Annotated in this window: 12 protein-coding genes; 7 read left to right on the top strand and 5 right to left on the bottom strand. The window is 52.0% G+C overall.

Annotated elements, in window-relative coordinates:
- Positions 1–11: 11 nt before the first annotated feature.
- A complete protein-coding gene (locus tag THS27_RS18105; RefSeq protein ID WP_168184938.1) occupies positions 12–1,571 on the bottom strand; it encodes an adenylate/guanylate cyclase domain-containing protein in 1,560 nt (519 codons plus the stop codon).
- Positions 1,572–1,843: 272 nt separating this feature from the next.
- On the opposite strand from THS27_RS18105, the gene THS27_RS18100 reads away from it, so the two are divergent.
- The 4 genes from THS27_RS18100 (at position 1,844) to THS27_RS18085 (ending at position 6,872) form a co-directional block, all read left to right on the top strand.
- On the top strand, positions 1,844–2,698 hold the full coding sequence (locus THS27_RS18100) for an AraC family transcriptional regulator (RefSeq protein WP_085593409.1): 855 nt from the start codon (positions 1,844–1,846) through the stop codon (positions 2,696–2,698).
- A 143-nt stretch (positions 2,699–2,841) separates the two neighbouring features.
- Positions 2,842–3,735: a DMT family transporter gene (locus THS27_RS18095; RefSeq protein WP_085593407.1), complete on the top strand. Its 894-nt coding sequence runs from the start codon at positions 2,842–2,844 to the stop codon at positions 3,733–3,735.
- Positions 3,736–3,929: 194 nt separating this feature from the next.
- Entirely contained in the window at positions 3,930–5,711 is a 1,782-nt protein-coding gene (locus THS27_RS18090) for a sulfotransferase (protein ID WP_168184937.1), read from the top strand.
- Between the two features lie 186 nt (positions 5,712–5,897).
- Entirely contained in the window at positions 5,898–6,872 is a 975-nt protein-coding gene (locus tag THS27_RS18085; RefSeq protein ID WP_085593403.1) for an adenosine deaminase, read from the top strand.
- A 116-nt stretch (positions 6,873–6,988) separates the two neighbouring features.
- Here THS27_RS18085 and THS27_RS18080 read toward each other — a convergent pair whose 3' ends face one another.
- Complete coding sequence (locus THS27_RS18080) at positions 6,989–7,978, bottom strand: phytanoyl-CoA dioxygenase family protein (protein WP_085593401.1); 990 nt, start codon at positions 7,976–7,978, stop codon at positions 6,989–6,991.
- Between the two features lie 142 nt (positions 7,979–8,120).
- Between THS27_RS18080 and THS27_RS18075 the strand changes: the two genes are divergently transcribed.
- Positions 8,121–9,131 (top strand): AraC family transcriptional regulator, encoded by a 1,011-nt coding sequence (locus THS27_RS18075; RefSeq protein WP_139835641.1) that lies wholly within the window; start codon positions 8,121–8,123, stop codon positions 9,129–9,131.
- 72 nt (positions 9,132–9,203) lie between these two features.
- On the opposite strand, the gene THS27_RS18070 is transcribed toward THS27_RS18075, so the two are convergent.
- From THS27_RS18070 to THS27_RS18060, 3 genes are all read right to left on the bottom strand, one after another.
- Entirely contained in the window at positions 9,204–10,190 is a 987-nt protein-coding gene (locus tag THS27_RS18070; protein ID WP_085593397.1) for an alpha/beta fold hydrolase, read from the bottom strand.
- 73 nt (positions 10,191–10,263) lie between these two features.
- Complete coding sequence (locus tag THS27_RS18065) at positions 10,264–11,559, bottom strand: carboxylesterase (RefSeq protein WP_085593395.1); 1,296 nt, start codon at positions 11,557–11,559, stop codon at positions 10,264–10,266.
- A 197-nt stretch (positions 11,560–11,756) separates the two neighbouring features.
- Entirely contained in the window at positions 11,757–12,161 is a 405-nt protein-coding gene (locus tag THS27_RS18060; protein ID WP_085593393.1) for an OsmC family protein, read from the bottom strand.
- A gap of 255 nt (positions 12,162–12,416) precedes the next feature.
- Here THS27_RS18060 and THS27_RS18055 point away from each other — a divergent pair, with 255 nt between their 5' ends.
- Both THS27_RS18055 and THS27_RS18050 read left to right on the top strand, forming a co-directional pair.
- A complete protein-coding gene (locus THS27_RS18055; protein WP_085593391.1) occupies positions 12,417–12,770 on the top strand; it encodes a hypothetical protein in 354 nt (117 codons plus the stop codon).
- A 133-nt stretch (positions 12,771–12,903) separates the two neighbouring features.
- A complete protein-coding gene (locus THS27_RS18050) occupies positions 12,904–14,607 on the top strand; it encodes a bifunctional diguanylate cyclase/phosphodiesterase (protein ID WP_246833016.1) in 1,704 nt (567 codons plus the stop codon).
- Positions 14,608–14,709 lie beyond the last annotated feature (102 nt).

The following is a 14,709-nucleotide window of genomic DNA, read 5'->3' as shown; positions in this document are numbered from 1 at the left end:
TGTGCTGTTTGTTAAGTCACGTGGCGTGTTTCGCCTAATGTAAACAGATCAATGTCTGATTTTCGTCCACGAATGGTGTGAGTTCCCAGATCAATAAACGACATGTCGTCTTTGGTGCCTTCTGCATGGCCGATCAGGTCGCGGGTGGCTTTGCTGATCAATATTTCGGTGCCGGTTTCCTTGTTCAGATTTTCCAGTCGCGACGCCAGGTTTGCGGTATCGCCCTGAATGGTAAAATCAATTCGGTCGCCCGAGCCAACCGGCCCGGCAACGACAGGCCCTGAATGAATGCCAATGCGTGTTTTCATGATATGGGCGCCGCCAAATCGGGTAATGCGGGTGACATGGCGAATGGCAAGGGCAGCCCGAACGGCATGTTGGGCGTGGTTCGGGTCATCATGCAAAATGTTAAAGGCAGCGTGCAAGGCGTCGCCAACATAATTTAGAACAATGCCACCATTATCGCGGATCGGCGCATTCACCTTGTCGAAATAATCGTTTAGCAGGCTGATAACCTGTTGCGGGGCCAGGTTTTCTGAAAGCGAGGTGAAATCGCTGATGTCGCAAAACATGACCGTGGCAAATCGCAATTCGCCTGCGGCACGTGGATCACCGCGATTTTCCCGGTCCATTGCCAGTTCCACGACATCGCGGCTAACATATCGTTCAAAGGCGCGGCGCATTTGTTCGCGTTCGGCAAGCCCCGCAGCCATATGGTTAAATTCATAGGCAAGCTGGCCGATTTCATCGTCGCTGGCAATTGGGCTTCTGGCCGTAAAATCGCCCTGACTAATTTTGCGCATTGCCTCGCGCAGAAAGACAACCGGCCGCGTCAGCGTGCGGCTAATGAAAAACAGGCATAAAATTGCTGCGGTTTCAGTTGCAATAACGTCCAGCATTACGGCCTGCTGGGTTGAAAGGCCCTGTGACGCACGAATATCAACAAACAGGGTCAGATCAAGCAGAATTGCCGCTGACGATACCAGGGTCAGAACAAGAAAGACAATTGCCAGGCGTGGCCCAATGGCGGCCCGGCCTGGATGAAACCGGACTTGCCAGTTTTCAAAAAGGTGCCGCTTCACTGTTTCTGTTTGGTCCAGTGCTGCGAAATAGGCATAAACAGCAAAATGGGTTGCATAGGCAAAGCTAAACCAGAAACCGGCAAAGACGCGTATTTCGGTTGGAACAAGCGTGGTTGTCGCCTGGGGGGCAATCAGGAAAACACCACTGCCAAATGCTGCGGCACAATAAACCAGGCCAACGCAAAATGCCCAGATAGTTGAATATAAATGCAAGTGGCGCAGACGTCGGGTGGCCGAGGGCAATTTTGCCGGTAGACCCGATGACAGGCATTGAATGGCATTTGCCACCGGCCTGAACAAAATGGCGGCCCCGATGCCGTTTAACAGGATCAATATCAGGATATTAAGACCGATGGCGCGGCCCAGCACATGGGCATTGCCCGAAATCGCCACATAGGCACCGGTAAAGCAAAAGTCGATGGTGGCCATGCCTGCCATCGCAAAAACATACCGTTGCCAATGGCTGTGATCCCGTGATGTTGCCTGCATAAATTGCATTTTCTTTATTAAGGCGGCGATGAATGGCAGTAGGGGCACTCAAATGCCTGCATTTTTCTGCCGTACTTTTTGCCTGTATTAATGTGATGGCGGTTTTATGGTGCCGCATTAGATACGTTTTAAACAGCGATATTGATTAATCACGAAATAGTGTGCTGTGATTTCGTGGTGCCACACAGGGTATTCTTTACGGTTGGTTATTGTCATTGTCATTTGCAGGGTCATAATAACAGGCAATCACATGTTCCGAATCCAGGAAACCTATGTCGCTTAGTTTTCGTCACTATCGTTCCGAGACACTTTCCCACAGCCACGATGATTTTCACCAGATCATTGTATCGCATCATGGTGTGCTGGATCTGGATGTTGAGGGGGCGGGCGGGGCTGTGCGCGGGCGGCAAATTGCTTTTGTTCCGGCCGGGGCGCGCCATGCCTATCGTGCGCAAGGCATGAATCGTTTTTTAGTAATCGATCTGGATGCCAACCTTGCCGCACGCGCCGGGATTGAACAGTTGTGGCAGCAGGCAGGTGGCGGGGCATATTTGTCGGTTCCGGGGGCTGTGCGGCTCGGAGAACTTGAAGCCATGTTTGGCGGGGCAACCCACCTGGACCTTGCGCCGTGTGCCGCATCGGTGCCAATGACAACCGGGTTTCCAATGCCCCGGCTTCATTCTGCCGGGCAATCCGCCATGATCGGATTTTTGGCCGATTTGTTGCGCAATGCCCGGCGGGGACAGGGCCATAATCATGGGCAATATGACACCTATGACAATATTTCAGGGGAAATTCCACCCCGGTTGCGCCGGGTGATGGAATGGGCCGCCGCACGGTTAAATGAACCGCTTAGTATTGCCGAAATGGCGAAAATCGCCGCCCTGTCCGAAAGTGCGTTATTTGCGGGCTTTGAACGCCATGTTGGCTGTGCTCCGATGCGGTGGCTGGGCCTTTTGCGGCTTGATCGTGGCCGCGATTTACTGGCAGATTCAAAAAATAGCGAGACTATTGCCGATATCGCCCGGCAAGTTGGTTTTCAGGATCAGGCAGCATTTTCACGGGCATTTTCGCGTCGTTTTGCCGTCGCACCAGGCCGCTTTCGCAAACAGTGCCAGGTGCCATGATTTTTTGCTTTCAGGGTCCGCGTCTTTAGGGTGCCAATATTCATATCGCCATGTTGTGCCGTGTAAAACCGGAGTTTGGGCAAAGACGATTTTACGTTCGTCAGGTAATGTTGCGCAAAATTTGACCGCAACGGAACCCATCCATGACATTCCTGGACCCTAAAACCAAGGCAACCCTGATCGGCACGATTGCCGTTCTGTTATGGGCGTTGCTGGCACTGTTTACCACAGTGGTAAAATCTATTCCGCCGTTTCAACTGGTGAGCCTGTGTTTCAGCGTGGCAACCGTGTTTAGTGCCGTGTGGATATCGCGGCGGGGGCCGGGTGCTTTTCGCGCACTGCGCCAGCCTGTCGGGGCATGGGTTTTATCCGTCGGCGGGTTGTTCGGGTATCATTTTTTCTATTTTGTTGCCCTTGCCAACGCACCAGCCGTTGACGCCAGTTTGATCGCCTATTTGTGGCCGTTGTTTATTGTGTTGTTATCGGCGTTGCTACCGGGGGAACGGCTGCGCTGGTATCATGTGGCGGGTGCTGTTTGTGGGCTTGGCGGGGCGGCTGTTTTGGTTAGCAAAGGGCAGGGCTTTGATTTTGATCCTGCTTTTGCGGCTGGTTATGGTGCCGCATTGGCGTGTTCAATTTTGTGGTCGGGCTATTCCGTATTGAACCGCCGGTATCGCGCTGTTCCGGTCGAGGCCGTTTGCGGGTTCTGCGGCGGGGCGGCAATATTGGGTTTTATTACCCACGGCCTGATGGAAAGCTGGGTAACCCCCGATGCATGGCAATGGTTGGCAATTGCCGGTTTGGGGCTTGGCCCTGTTGGGATTGCCTTTTTTGTGTGGGATTACGGCACAAAACACGGTGATATTCAGGTGCTTGGCGTTTCCGCCTATGCTGCACCATTATTATCAACCCTTATTCTGATTGTGGCTGGTGCCGCACCAGCCAGCCCGGCAGTCATTTGGGGGTGCCTGCTTATTGTTGGCGGGGCGGTGCTGGCGTCCAAAAATATTCTGATACGCAGGCGCACCACCCCATAACAAAAATATTACCACAGCGTTTATATCAGCAAACCCGGCATTTACCGCCGGGTTTGTTCTTTTTATAGGCGCTGTTTGTGGTGTGGCGTATTTTTACGCTGTGCATTGCAATATAAATGACTTATATTCAGAAGCGTACCGGGGAATTCTGGGGGGAATGTCGCCACGGTCATAAAATGCTTCGGGATATGCAAATGAAGCAAACACAAAAAGATCCGCTGTCATCAATGAAGGAAGCGATGGCAGCAAAGCAGTTCGACAAGGCGGCAGCCATTGGTGCCAAAATTGTTCGAACGCACCCTAAAAACATAGAATTACAGTTGATGACGAGTGTTGCCGAACTGCAAGGTTCGTTACCGCGTCGTGCATTTCCCCGTTTGGCAAAATTGGCGCAAACCGTTTCGGTGACTGATCGTCATATCGGGATGGTTTTGCAGAACCTGATCGCTTTTGCACGTGCAACAGGTGACTATCAGTCAGTAATTGCATTGGCGGAAAAGTTACATCGTCAACATCGCAGCCAGCCGCTATATGCGGAGTATCTTGCGACGGTTATTGTCGAGCATGAAAAGCGGATTTCCATAGCGCCGACCTATTCGCCAGATACCTTGCGTGCGGTCGGGTTACTGGAAAGCATTCCGGAAACATTTACCCGGTTTTATCAAAGCCAGCTTGCATTGGCACAGTTATATGTTCACGTTGAAATGGCAGATAAGGCCTTGGCCTTGTACGAAAAGCTGGTTGCATCGCACCCGGATGACATGAACCTGCGTCATATGCAAATTTCCGCTCAGGCATTAACCGGTCAGGTTGACCCTGCGGTATGTAACAGCCTTGATTTGATCGAAAATCATAACGAAACCAATACTCAGCCCTATCTGGTGGTGGCGTTTTTGCGGCCCCACGTTATGCCGGAAAAGGCGGTACCATTTTTGGAAGCCACCTATAACGATCCATCGCAATTTGTGATGCACCGTTACAATGCGGCTTTCGCGCTGGCCCGTACCGCTGAAGTGAGGCAGGATTTTGAAACGGCTTTTTCCTGGTATGAAAAGGGCCATGCCGCGCACCGGGCGGTTCGGCCGTTTGACCGCGCTCAGGAAGAGCTTGAGATTGAACGGATCAGCGCGTTAAGCCGTGCCGACCATGCCAGGATGTCTGCTGTCTCGCAAGATAACGTGCGTGCCGACCTTGGTAAGGATGATGACCCGCAAGCTCCGCGCCCGATATTTATTGTTGGCTTGCCCCGTTCGGGAACAACCCTTACCGAACGTATTGTCGGGGCGCATAGTGATGTGCATCCGGCAGGCGAGGCCGGTGATTTTGCCCGTGCGGTGGGCGAGGTTGTTGGCTGGGGAACGATTGCTGACCAGATGGAACGTATTGATGGCAAGGCGGCGCGCGCCATTCGCAAGAAATATCTTGCGGCCATGGCCGGATATGCCCCGCAGGCAAAAATGGTGGCCAATAAAACGCCGGCGAACTTTTTGCGTATCGGTCAGATACGCAAGGTGTTTCCCGATGCGCCGATTGTTCATTGCCAACGGTATGCGCTAGCTACCTGTTTGTCGATCTATACAACGCCATTTGCCAATCCCATGCGTTTTGCCGATAACTTGCAAGACCTGGCCGATTATTATCGCGGTTATGAAAGCATTATGGCGGCCTTTGCTGAAACAGATGACAATGGGCAGATTTTTGATTTGTCCTACGAAGACCTGGTGTCGGATCCTGAAACAGTTGCGCCGCGCCTGTTGGCGCATTGTGGGTTGGACTGGCAGGCTGATTGTCTGGAATTTTATCGCAGTCGTCAGGCTGCGAAAACGGCTAGCCTGATGCAGGTGCGTCGGCCAATCAATTCGGAATCGGTAGATAAGTGGCACAGGTTCGAGCCGTTTATCGGGCCGCTTGCGGCCCTTTCTGGCGGGGACGATGACAATGGTAAATCATCACGTAACCGAATACGGGCAGCTTGAACGCGCAGATTGGGGTGTCTTCAACCCGGGTTGATGACGCTCTGTTACCAAAGCAGATTTAAAACAACCGGCCTGTTTTTGCAGGCCGGTTGTTTTTTTGCAGGTAAAAAATAGCTTCTGATCGCGTTGGGAAGGCTTTATCTGTAGTCTGAATAATTGCCTGTTTTACCTGACTCCGGAGCCCGCATGACACTTAAACTGCCCAAAGCGGAATTGCATTTGCATCTGGAAGGCGCAATGACGCCCGATCTGGTGCGGCGTTTTGCTGCCCGTAACAAAATTTCGGTCGCTGATGGCTTGTTTGACGAAAATGATCGCTATATCTGGTCAGATTTCCCGCAGTTTCTAGATAGTTTTGATGGCGCAAGCAGTGTTATCCGCACCCGCCAGGATTACACGGATCTGACCCGGCATTATCTGGTGGAACAGGCCAAAATCGGTGCAGTTTATGTCGAACTTTTCTGTTCGTCTTCTCATGCCGGAATGCAGGGACTGTCGTTTGATGAACATTTGCTGGCCGTCGCCGACGGTATTGATCAGGCCTTTGCTGAAACCGGGATTATTGGCCGTATTGTGATGACTTGCGTGCGCCATTTAGGGCCGGAACTGGCCGTGGATGTAGCCCGGGAAACGGTGGCATGCGGGCATCCGCATGTCGTTGGTTTTGGCATGGGTGGCAATGAAAGCATGTTCACCCAGAAGGACTTTTATCCCGCCTTTAAAATTGCAGCCGATGCCGGGTTGGGATGTACCACCCATGCAGGTGAAGTGCAGGGGCCGGAAAGTGTGTGGGACGCGATTGATCATTTACCGGTGGACCGTATTGGCCACGGCGTACGCTCAATCGAGGATGCAAAACTGATTGATGAGCTGGCCCGGCGCGGTATTGTTCTGGAAGTTTGCCCGGGGTCGAACATTGCCCTGTCCGTGTATCCCGATTATGCCAGCCACCCGTTGCGTAAACTTTATGATGCGGGTGTTAAAGTAACATTAGGTTCAGACGACCCGCCCTTTTTTCACACGACATTGGCCGATGAATATCAGCGTGCACAGGATGTTTTCGGGTTTAGTACAGAAGAATTGCGCGGGATTACCCAAACTGCCATTGCTGCTGCCTATGTTGATGGTGAAACCAAAGCCGCCTTGTGGTCGCGGGTGTGAAAATAGGGCCAGGCTGACGGTGTAATGTGCGCTGCCAGTAATAATTTATAATATAAGGGCCGCCGATGTGATGGGCGGCCCTTTGTGTTGGGGCCGACAGGGCAGGTAAGCCTGGTTTACCAGTTGGCTTTGCCCAGCAATTTTTCACCAAGCGGTGTTAGTTGCGCCTGTTCATAACGGGTTTGTTCCCAATTGCGAGGATCGCCGGGAAAGGCATGGCCGCGGGCGGGCAAGCGTTCCGCCCAGCTTTGAACCCGCCATTTTGCCAGTTCGGTATCTTCGGGCGAGGCCGGAGCCATGGAAATATACTGCGCGATGCGGGCCGACCGGGACCGGTTGGCTCGAATGCCATGTGCCAGAAGGCTGTTAAATATCAGCAGGTCACCTGTATTCATTGGCACGCGATGGCACGGATAAGGCATTGTTTCCATATCCGGGCGAAACGGGTTTCGGCCCTCGGGTGCGGACTGTAACCATGTGGCAAAATTTTCAAAAAGTTCGGGCACGCATTGAAATCCGCCCGTTGCGTCGCTGGTATCAACAAGAGATAAAACACCCTGAACATTAATTGGCAACGGGTGTTGGCTGGTGTCTTCATCCCAATGAATAAAGCCGTCAAATGCCCGTGTTCCGGTATTGGGGGTATTTAGATTGGCCCGGTCGATGGATACCCACAAATCCTCGCGGTCCCAGATATCGACAAAGGCATCGTAAATACGTGGCGACTGGCGATTGTCCCACATTGTTTGGTGATGATAGGCCTCGACCATACCGGAATTGTTTAGTTCTTTCATGGCGTGATCCCGCAATTGCGGGCGCGCCCATGTTTCAGGCCTGTTCGGGTCCATTTCCTGAAATTCCCACAGGAAATCGGCGGTTGCAGATGCCTGTGTGTGTGAAATGGCATTACGTACAATGACATAGCCATATTGTTGCCAATGATCAAAATCCTGGGCACTAAGTACCCGCAATGGCAGTTTCTTTTTCATATCGCGTAATTGTGGCCCGGCAATGCTTCCGACCGAGGCATTGCCGGGTCGGTCGGCATTAGGTGACATGGTTACCGGGGGGGATGCGGGTGTTGTCGGCATGGCTGTCATTGTCATCTGGTTTCCTCCTGATCGGAACCGCCGGTGAAGGCTTGTTGTAATAGAGCCATTCTAAAACGCGATGGACAAAGCTGCCCACTGACGCAGCGGACGATTTATGATACTATTCGGCCAAATCAGGGTTCAAAGGTGCCGGAAAGTGAAATTATTATTCGAGCATGTGCAGATAGCGCCGAACCGGTCCTGGCGCGGTTTGCACCGCAAGCTGCCCGCCATACCGTTTGAATGGCACTATCATCCGGAATATGAATTAACCCTGACAATGGATAGTACCGGGCGGCGATATGTTGGTGATCATATTGGTGATTACCAACACGAGGATCTGGTTTTGTTGGGGCCAAATCTGCCCCATACATGGCATTCATCGAATGCTGATGCGCCAATAAACGTACGCTCCGGCAAAGATGGTGGCCCTATGGGGCGCGCTGATTATGGTGGCAGGAAAGGGATGGGTGAAACCGACAGAAATGGCGGGATTGAGCCAGTCCCAACCCCGTTTTCCTTGTCTTCCGTTGCCTCGAAAAAACGGGATTTGCCCCACCAGGCGTTTGTGTTCTGGTTTTCAGCCAGCTGGGTGGATCAGGTGTGTGTGACCATGCCGGAACTTTCGCCAATTGTACCTGTTTTGCACATGGCGCGGCGCGGGGTCGTGTTTGACCGGCAAACGGCCTGCAAGGTTGCCGCACTGACCCCCCGGTTTGATCAGGGACCGGCCACGGGGCAACTTGTTTTATTGCTGGAAGTTTTGGCGATATTGGCAGAAGCACAGGAAGTAATGCCCCTGGCATCGGCCCGGTTTGATGCCGCAGCCCCCAATCGTAGCGAAGCGACACGACTGGGCAGGATACTGGACATTTTACATGCAAATTATGCCCATCCTCCCACGGCAATCGCCCTTGCGGACCGCATGGGGATGAGTGAACGGAACATTCGCCGGTTTTTCAAATCTCATATGGGTAGCAATATTCAGGATTATGTTATGGGGTTGCGATTGGGGCGGGCCGCAGCATTGTTATTGTCGTCCGACATGCCGGTGTACCGGGTGGCCGAAGAAACCGGTTTTGAAAACCTGTCGCATTTTAACCGTCAGTTCGTGCGCCATAAATCAATGACGCCATCGGCGTTTCGTAAATCCCGCTTTAAGCCGTAAAGCGAATGCCATTGCCACGGTAACTTCAACAGTATTGTTGAAATGCACAATCAGGCCGCGGTTGCAATTTGGTTAAATTGCGGCTTCGGCGTTGGTGGCACCGATATGTGAGTCGCTTGTATGCCAATCAGGGTGATGGCGGGCAAGGTGATGTTCAAAAATATGCCAGAACTGCGATCTTAGATCGTCACGTTCCTGCAGGATTTCGTGGCGGGCGCCGTCAATTTCATGCAGCTTTACCTGTGGCTGCCCGGCAAACAGGCGTTTGGTTGCAGCATTATTTACCACCTTGTCATTGCCCGACATAATTATTGTCGTGGGCGGCAGGGCAGTTGTGTTTGTACGTTTTGCTTGTTGGCTGGCGGCGGTAAGTTGGGTGTTGAGCATTTCCTGCGCACGAAAGCAGGCATGAAGCCAGCCTGCCGATACTCCGCCTACGATGAGTTCCGGTTGTTCGTGAAGCAGGGCAAAGCTGCGTTCGTAACGTACTTTATCCGACGTTAGCAGGTTTTCGGGATTAAAGGGCTGAAGCGGGGATAGCAGCTTTTGCCCGGGCAGAAATTTTTTGTCCAAACCGGTTTTGCACAAACTGGCCGATATCATTCTGGCCAGCCCAACCATCCAGTCCGGGCCGCTTAATCCGAAAAACGGTGCAATCATAAGGGCAGATTTAAATTTTTGCGGTGCCGCCAGCAGCAGGTTGATACCGACCAGCCCGCCGGTGGAATGGGTCATTAGCATGGGGCAGGAAATATTATGCCGGGTTGTTACGTGCTCGGCGATGGTTGTTGCGTCATCAAGATAGTGGGAAATATCGCCGACATAGCCCATTTCTGGAAAAGGTGTTTCGCGGATAGACCCGCCCTGACCGCGAAAATCAAATGTAACACATCCGATGTGCTGAGCAGCCAGGTCGCGGGCAGTTTCGTTATAACGTTCAATGAATTCGGCCCGGCCTTGCAGGATAAAAATATGGCCGCGGGCATTTTTCGGTGTCGAGATACCATATCGCAATTTTGTTCCTGTCGAGGACAGGCAGTGCTGAATTTCAAATGGCATTCAATGGTCTCGTCAAGCTGGTCAGGTTTCTGGATGTTTATTTGTGCTCGCATATGTAAACGATGCGACGCAATCAGGGTTCCAGAACCTTGTGCAGAAACACAACCATTTTGCCCATCATGGCGTCAAAGTCGGGGTTAAAAGTACCCCGGCGCAAGGTGCCTGGTGTGGCGGATTCAAGCAGGTTGGTTTCGCCGTAAATGGCATCCTTGTTGTCTTCTTCACAGGCTTTGTAATCGGCAGCTTCGCTGTAATGATCACAACGGCGATAATCGCCTGTCAGGCCATAATGGGGGTTGTCCGGGCGCATGGTCATGGCGGTGTGGGCATGGTTGACGGTGCGCAAATCCGGGGTGGCTGATTTGACAACATCAATATCGTCGCAAATTGGCTGGATACGGTCCTCAAGGGCGGCGGCCTCGCCCTGATACCAGATCATGTAACGGTTACTGGACTCGACCTTGCCACAAAAGAAATGGGCCGCAATGTCCGCGCGGACCGTTCGATCATCGGAGCTAACGGCCATGAAAACCGGTTGGGTCAGAGGCGGCAGGGTGTTTTCACCAAATGGTACGGTTAACAGCTGAAACTCGGCCGCTGCATTCATTGCCAACGATTCATATTTGGCAACATCGTGATCGCGGCGTTTATCTACCCATGGTTTTACATATCGCACATAGGGTGTTAGCCACGCCAGATCGCTATAGGCCGCGAACCCTGGTGACAGCAAAATCATGGCTGATAATTCGGCGTCATTGCGGTGGTTTTCGGCAGCGCGCACTACCAGGGCTGCCCCCATTGAATACCCGACCGGCACAATGTGATGGATCGTATCATCAAAACTTTCCAGCCCGTATTTTACCGCAGCCTGCCACTGATCAGCGCTGACATCGCGTAAATCACCCGGCACTGTGCCATGACCTGGCAGTAACAGGGCGTGCAGGGTTGCGCAGGGCAGGGCATTGTGCAGCGAGGCAGCAACATCGCTTAACAGATAGGGGCTATCGGATAGCCCATGCACGAGCAAAAAGCCGACACCTTCGCCGTTTTGCACGGTTTTCCCCTTTTGTGCGCAGGCCTGGTTATCGGGGGGTATTTCAAAGGGTGCGCGAATGGAAACAGCATCGTCGATTGTATAATCATCGAACGGGTGCGGTTCGGGGGTGTAACGCAGTTCTTGCAGTGCATCGCGAATTTTAGCATGACTGTCAGCAACATATTGCGAAAATGGTGTGCCAGGTTGCGGGGTGGTAATCGCATGGTTTGATGCCGTGTAACGGCCAGGTTCCTTGTCGCAGGCCGCAATCAGGCACAAGCTGATGAGGGCAAGGCAAAGTCGCGGGCGGACAAGGGACCGTAAAACATGCATTGGTGGGAATCCTGTGGTATCCGGGCAAATCGTATATCGCCGCTTGCGTGTAATAATGTCATATCACACGCGCATGACACAAAAAAGAAACGGCACCCAAATTATGGATGCCGTTACAATATAGTATGGCAGCGTTTATTTGCCGCGATCAAATTTTGTTACGCATTATTGATAGATACCCTGCGAACAAATAAGCCTTAGTCCAGCAATTCCCAGCTGTGGGTCAGTTCTGCGGCCTTGGCCAGCATGATTGATGCCGAGCAATATTTTTCGGCGGAAAGATGGACCGCCCGTTCGATTTTGGCTTCGTTCAGGTTTTCGCCCCGCACCTTGAAATGCAGATGAATTTTGGTGAAAACCTTGGGGTCGGTTTCGGCACGTTCGGCTTTGATGTCGGTTTCAACATCAAGTACGTTTTCGCGGCTTTTTTGCAAAATATGCACCACATCAATCGACGAGCAGCCCGCAACACCCAACAGCAGCATTTCCATCGGGCTGGGGCCAAAACCGTTTTCCCGATCGCCATCCATAACAACGCCGTGGCCAGACCCGCTGGTGCCAGTAAAGGTCAGTTTATCAAGCCATTTAACCCGTGCTTCCATGGTATTTGTTCCTTTTGGTCCATCTGCCAATTTACAGATGCTGAATTTACATTGTGTAACCTCTAGCCGGACAGGCCCGGTCTATCAAGCATGCAATTGACACTATGGCAGGGACGGGTACTGGTAATGGAGAGGTTTCGTATAAATATCATGGAACAAGGCCGCTTTAGGCATTTTGTCGGGGGGGCGAATGAGGTAAAATAAACACCAGCGATATATGGTTTGCTGGGTTCTTAACCATAGGGGTAAGCGCGAATGACCGAAGATGCTGGCCGTACAAAAAGTCGTTTCCGCATGGCGATGGAACACGTGATCCGCGAGATCAATCATGAAGTGATTAGCCCGGCGATACCGAATTTGACGGTAGATGAAATTTTGCCACTGATGGTTTCGGTCGCACGCTCACGGGCTGAATATTTGCGTTATGCATTTAAACTGGCCGGTGATGGCAAGGCAAACCACCCCACCGAGGCCGAGGTGCTTAAATTGCGCCAGTTGCGCGAGGCCTATGAAGAAATGAAAGCTGCCAGCGGTGAACTGGAACATTGCGTGGATCGTGGTTATATCGATCTGGCGGATAATCCAACGGCGAAAAAACCATCCGTTTAAGGTGTACTGGATTTTTTTTGTAATTTGGGAAACGGGTTTTGGCGAGGCACTGGTGCCGACAGGCCGCACCGGTCGTTTCATATTTATAATGTGTTTGAACAGGGAGTGCGCTTTAACCGGCGCTGTATGTGCATTGGCAATTAGTTCCGATATTGTTGCGACCGCAGCCTTGGGGCGAGACGGCATTATCTTTCTTTCAGCAAATGATTTGTCGGTTCAGCATGCAAATAACGTTGCGACAAAAATGCTTGAAAAACTGTTGCCAGGTTTGAAAACCGGAACAGCGTTAAAGCAGTTTTTGGCGCTGTTATCGCGTGAGGCGAACTTTACCGACAGTGACGGGGTTGAAGCGGTTCGCAAGGCATTACAGGAAATTGGCAAAACAGGGGAGCGCGATTTGCCCCCGTTCAGCGTTGGTGATGTACGAATTTTCTGGCGCAAAACCGATGGCCCTGCCGACCTGGTGGTTCTGCAGTTGCGTGATGTCACCCGCAGCGAGGCATTAGCGCGCGCCCTTACCGATCATAAGTTTTTTATTCAGCATTTGATCGATGCATTGCCGATTCCGATTTACGTTAAAAATATCGATGGGGTTATTAATCGCTGCAATTCGGCATTTTCCGATTTTATTGGTTGCAAACTTGATGCGGTACTGGGGCGCAAATCATCCGAAGTGACCCCGGCCATGCTGGATGCGACCATGAATAACAAGGAAAAGCCGCTTTTAGTGGCGGAAGGCAATGTGCGCGACGAAATTAGTTTTGAACGCGAAGATGGCACAGCTAAAGCTGCCATCTTTGCGGCGTCGACCCTTAAAACGCCCAGTGGTGCCATTGGTGGCACCATTGGTTCGCTGATCGATATTACATCGCTTAAAAAAGCAGAGGCCGAGGTTGCCGGTGCGGCTGCCCGCCTGACGGACATTTTACAAAAAGCGCCGATTGGCGTTGGTATATCGGACCGGGAAACCGGGAAATTTCTGTTTTTTAACAAGACCTTTGTTGAATTGCTGGGGATTGAGACTGGTGACTCGCAAAATGTGGCTGAGGAAGATGTTGATCAGAAAGTTCCCTTGACCGATGCCACAGACAGCATTTTGCTGTCGGAGCGTTACCGCGAAAAAAGCCTGTTTGAAATGGATGCCATGGGGGAATTGCATGATGTGGAATTGCGCATTCGTCCAACCGGTGCAAAGGAAGCCCGCTGGCTTCGTACATCGCTGGAACCCCTTCCGTTTGAAGGGCAGGAGGCGGTTTTATGGTGGGTTTCCGACATTACCAAACAGAAAATGGCCTCGCGCGAGTTGCAAAACAAAGCCAATAACGACGAATTGACCGGGCTTGCCAACCGTGCCCGCTTTATGCAGAAGCTAAACCATTGTGAATCGGTTTTACGGGGTACCGAGACCCCGGCGGCTGTATTTTTGCTGGATCTGGACGGTTTTAAACAGGTTAACGATACGCTGGGTCATGCGGCCGGGGACTGGGTGCTGGTTGAAACAGCGCGACGCCTGGTCCGAGTTGGTCGCCGGGCAGATGAAGTTGCCCGTCTGGGGGGCGACGAATTTACCATGGTCTTTGTCAATAAAGGCCGTGCTGCTGAAATGATTAAAATGGCAGATGAAATATTAAAAGCCCTGGCAGAACCTTATATTTGGGAAGGTAAAACCTGCCCGATTGGGGCGTCCATTGGCATATCGGTTTTTGATGGCGGTTTTTGCGATATGAGCGAGCAATTGCGCCGCGCCGACAAGGCGATGTACCAGGCGAAGTTGGCCGGGAAGGGGCAATATGCCCTGTATGACGCCGATGCCGACATTGATTTGCATGACGACTAGATCTAGCCGGTTTATACCCGTGTGATTGTGTTTGATCCGCTGCCTGAAATTAAGGATCGCAACCCCGTATGCCATTGGCGTACGGGGTTTTGTTTTGGGTGT

Source organism: Thalassospira sp. MCCC 1A01428, assembly GCF_002115825.1.
In the GTDB taxonomy this organism is placed as follows: Bacteria; Pseudomonadota; Alphaproteobacteria; order Rhodospirillales; family Thalassospiraceae; genus Thalassospira.
Note: the sequence above shows the minus strand (reverse complement) of the source record. Positions and strands in the feature narration are given on the sequence as shown.

What these genes read in the sequence shown, in the direction of transcription:
- THS27_RS18080 (WP_085593401.1), bottom strand. Translation starts at nt 7,978, where the DNA reads ATGACAATGACAGCCATGCCGACAACACCCGCATCCCCCCCGGTAACC.
- THS27_RS18100 (WP_085593409.1), top strand. Translation starts at nt 1,844, where the DNA reads ATGTCGCTTAGTTTTCGTCACTATCGTTCCGAGACACTTTCCCACAGC.
- THS27_RS18105 (WP_168184938.1), bottom strand. Translation starts at nt 1,571, where the DNA reads ATGCAGGCAACATCACGGGATCACAGCCATTGGCAACGGTATGTTTTT.
- THS27_RS18060 (WP_085593393.1), bottom strand. Translation starts at nt 12,161, where the DNA reads ATGGAAGCACGGGTTAAATGGCTTGATAAACTGACCTTTACTGGCACC.
- THS27_RS18070 (WP_085593397.1), bottom strand. Translation starts at nt 10,190, where the DNA reads ATGCCATTTGAAATTCAGCACTGCCTGTCCTCGACAGGAACAAAATTG.
- THS27_RS18065 (WP_085593395.1), bottom strand. Translation starts at nt 11,559, where the DNA reads ATGCATGTTTTACGGTCCCTTGTCCGCCCGCGACTTTGCCTTGCCCTC.
- THS27_RS18085 (WP_085593403.1), top strand. Translation starts at nt 5,898, where the DNA reads ATGACACTTAAACTGCCCAAAGCGGAATTGCATTTGCATCTGGAAGGC.
- THS27_RS18095 (WP_085593407.1), top strand. Translation starts at nt 2,842, where the DNA reads ATGACATTCCTGGACCCTAAAACCAAGGCAACCCTGATCGGCACGATT.
- THS27_RS18090 (WP_168184937.1), top strand. Translation starts at nt 3,930, where the DNA reads ATGAAGCAAACACAAAAAGATCCGCTGTCATCAATGAAGGAAGCGATG.
- THS27_RS18055 (WP_085593391.1), top strand. Translation starts at nt 12,417, where the DNA reads ATGACCGAAGATGCTGGCCGTACAAAAAGTCGTTTCCGCATGGCGATG.